The following is a 3429-nucleotide window of genomic DNA, read 5'->3' as shown; positions in this document are numbered from 1 at the left end:
CGCCGTCCACGTACAGGCAGGAGAAGGTGACCAGGTGGGGGAGTCGGAGCTCGGGGTGGCCGACCACCTCCACCGAGGGGACCAGCTGCGGAACCCGATGCCGGATCAGTTCGACCAGGGCGTGCAGCCGGGCGTTCTCGGCCTCGGCCTCGGCCCGGACGGCGCGCAGCGAGGCGGCGGCGGCCACGATCGCGGGGACGTTGACGTAGCCGGGCACCCGGCCGTTCTCCCGGTCGTCGGCGGGCAGCGGCGACGAGTACCGGACGCCCTTGCGGACCGCCAGCACCCCGACGCCGGCCGGGCCGCCCCACTTGTGCGCACTGGCCGTCAGCACCGACCAGCCGCTCGGCGCCGGGAGTCGCCCGGCGCTCTGCGCGGCGTCCACCAGCAGCGGGACGTCCCCGGTCAGCGCGGCGGTCTCGGCGACCGGCTGGAGGGTGCCGACCTCGTGGTTGGCGGACTGCAGGACGGCGAGCGCGGTGTCGGGGCGCAGCGCGGCGGCGAACTCGGCGGCGTCCACCCGGCCGTGACGGTCGACCGGGACGGCGGTGGCGCTGCCGCCGTCGGCCGCCCAGCGTTCGGCGGTGTGCAGGACGGCGGAGTGCTCGACGGCGGAGTGCAGCAGGTGGGCGCCGCGACGGCGGTTGCCGCGCAGGACGCCGAGGACGCCCAACTGGACGGCCTGGGTGCCGGATGCGGTGAAGGCGATCTCGTCGGCCCGGGCGCCGAGGACCTCGGCGACGGTCTCCCGGGCGGCGTCGAGCAGCATCCGGGCCTGTCGGCCGGATCGGTGCAGCCTGGCCGGGTCGGCCCAGCCCTCGTCGAGGGCGGCGAGCAGCGCCTGCCGGGCGACGGGGTGCGGCGGAGCGGTGGATGCGGCGTCGAAGTAGGGCACGGGGCCACGGTAGACGACGCCCCTTACGGGGGGATTCCTCCCGGCCTCCGGGGGAGCCGACGGCCCGTCACCCGCGTGTCGTAGTGCGGTCGCCCGTTCGGTCGTGAGAGGCTCGGAAGTCCGCCATGACCTGCGACTCCGTCCCCTCCTACGAGGTGCTTCACCCCTCGGGGGCTGATCGGGTAGCCGGGCGGCGCGTTAGCGGGGGCTGCCCGTGAGTGCCGCATAAGGATGGAGTAGCGTTTGGCCCGCATAAGCATTCAAACCGTGCCCGTGGCCGGACCGCCGGAGAGACCAGACAACGGACTCTCCATGGTGGTGCGTTCGCGGGCGAGACTTCGGGAAGGCGCTACGTGAGTCCCAACGGCTCCGACCGCTCGCCGCGGCGCACGATGCGGCGGAAGCTGCCTCAGGCGCTGGCACTGGGCCTCGTCATCGCGACCGCCACCGGCTGCTCGGCCAACGACCTGCCCAGGCTTGGCCTCCCCAGTCCCGTCACCAAGGAAGGCCCTCTGGTCCTTCACATGTGGCAGGGCTCGTGGATCGCGGCTCTGGTTGTTGGTGCATTGATGTGGGGTCTGATCCTCTGGAGCGTGATCTTCCACCGGCGCAGCCGCACCAAGGTGGAGGTCCCCGCTCAGACCCGGTACAACGTGCCCATCGAGGCGCTGTACACCGCGGTCCCCCTCGTCATCGTCTCGGTGCTGTTCTACTTCGTCGCTCGCGACGAGGCCACCCTGACGAAGGTCTCCGAGAAGCCCCAGCACACCATCAACGTGGTGGGCTTCCAGTGGAGTTGGGCGTTCAACTACGAGAACAGCGAGATCCCCGACCCGTCGAGCACCACGGCGGCGTACGAGGTCGGCAGCACCAAGGAGGCTCCGACCCTCTACCTGCCGATCAACGAGTCGGTGAAGTTCAAGCTGACCTCGAACGACGTCATCCACGACTTCTGGCCCATCAACTTCATGATGAAGATGGACGTCGTGCCCGGTGTGGTCAACGAGTTCGAGGTGACCCCGACCGCGTACGGCACCTTCCGTGGCAAGTGCGCCGAGCTCTGCGGTGTCGACCACTCGCGGATGCTCTTCAACGTGAAGGTCGTCTCGCACGACGAGTACGAGGCGCACCTGAAGGAACTTCGCGACAAGGGCCAGGCCGGCGCGGTTCCCGCAGGCATCCTCCCCACGGGAAGTAGTGAAGAGAAGTGACCATCCTCAACGAGCCCGCCGCGGCCGGTGGGGCAGCCGGGGCCGTCACCTCCGGGACCCCGCGTGTGCGCAAGCCGGGCAACGCGATCATCAAGTGGCTCACCACCACTGACCACAAGACGATCGGCACCCTGTACCTGGCGACCTCGTTTGCGTTCTTCCTGATCGGTGGCGTGCTCGCCCTGGTCATGCGCGCCGAGCTCGCCCGGCCGGGTACGCAGATCCTGTCGAACGAGCAGTTCAACCAGGCGTTCACCATGCATGGCACGATCATGCTGCTGATGTTCGCCACCCCGCTGTTCTCGGGCTTCGCCAACTGGATCATGCCGCTCCAGATCGGCGCCCCCGACGTCGCGTTCCCGCGTCTGAACATGTTCGCCTTCTGGCTGTACCTGTTCGGCTCGGTCATCGCGGTGGCGGGCTTCATCACCCCGCAGGGCGCCGCCGACTTCGGCTGGTTCGCCTACTCGCCGCTGTCGGACGCGGTTCGCTCGCCGGGCATCGGCGCCGACATGTGGATCATGGGCCTGGCCTTCTCCGGCTTCGGCACCATCCTCGGTGCGGTCAACTTCATCACCACCATCATCTGCATGCGCGCCCCCGGCATGACGATGTTCCGGATGTCGATCTTCTGCTGGAACGTCCTGCTGACCGCCGTGCTGATCCTGCTGGCCTTCCCGGTGCTGGCCGCCGCGCTGTTCGCCCTGGAGGCGGACCGCAAGTTCGGGGCGCACGTCTTCGACCCGACCAACGGTGGCGCCATGCTGTGGCAGCACCTGTTCTGGTTCTTCGGTCACCCCGAGGTGTACATCATCGCGCTGCCGTTCTTCGGCATCGTCTCCGAGATCATCCCGGTGTTCAGCCGCAAGCCGATGTTCGGCTACTCCGGCCTGATCGCCGCGACCATCGCCATCGCCGGCCTCTCGGTGACGGTGTGGGCGCACCACATGTACGTGACCGGCCAGGTCCTGCTGCCGTTCTTCTCGTTCATGACCTTCCTGATCGCGGTCCCGACCGGTGTGAAGTTCTTCAACTGGGTCGGCACCATGTGGAAGGGCTCGCTGAGCTTCGAGACCCCGATGCTCTGGACGATCGGCTTCCTGGTCACCTTCCTGTTCGGCGGTCTGACGGGCGTGCTGCTCGCCTCCCCGCCGATCGACTTCCACGTCTCGGACTCGTACTTCGTCGTCGCGCACTTCCACTACGTGGTGTTCGGCACCGTCGTCTTCGCGATGTTCGCCGGCTTCCACTTCTGGTGGCCGAAGATGACCGGCAAGATGCTGGACGAGCGCCTCGGCAAGATCACCTTCTGGACGCTGTTCT

General features: G+C 68.4%; 3 protein-coding genes. 2 read left to right on the top strand and 1 reads right to left on the bottom strand.

Features of this window, described 5'->3' with window-relative positions; translation table 11 throughout:
* On the bottom strand, positions 1 to 895 hold an 895-nt coding region (locus IEZ12_RS37450), incomplete at its 3' end, for a cysteine desulfurase family protein (RefSeq protein ID WP_229847107.1).
* 353 nt (positions 896 to 1248) lie between these two features.
* Here IEZ12_RS37450 and ctaC point away from each other — a divergent pair.
* The gene (ctaC, locus tag IEZ12_RS00400) at positions 1249 to 2106 is read left to right on the top strand and encodes an aa3-type cytochrome oxidase subunit II (RefSeq protein WP_189270237.1); all 858 of its coding nucleotides are present in this window, start codon (positions 1249 to 1251) and stop codon (positions 2104 to 2106) included.
* Positions 2103 to 3429, top strand: a 1327-nt coding sequence (locus tag IEZ12_RS00395) for a cbb3-type cytochrome c oxidase subunit I (protein WP_373295424.1), incomplete at its 3' end; no start/stop codon positions are given. The genes ctaC and IEZ12_RS00395, both read left to right, overlap by 4 nt.

Origin of the sequence: Kitasatospora griseola (genome assembly GCF_014648555.1) — a bacterium.
GTDB classification, from domain to species: Bacteria; Actinomycetota; Actinomycetes; order Streptomycetales; family Streptomycetaceae; genus Kitasatospora; species Kitasatospora griseola.
Note: the sequence above shows the minus strand (reverse complement) of the source record. Positions and strands in the feature narration are given on the sequence as shown.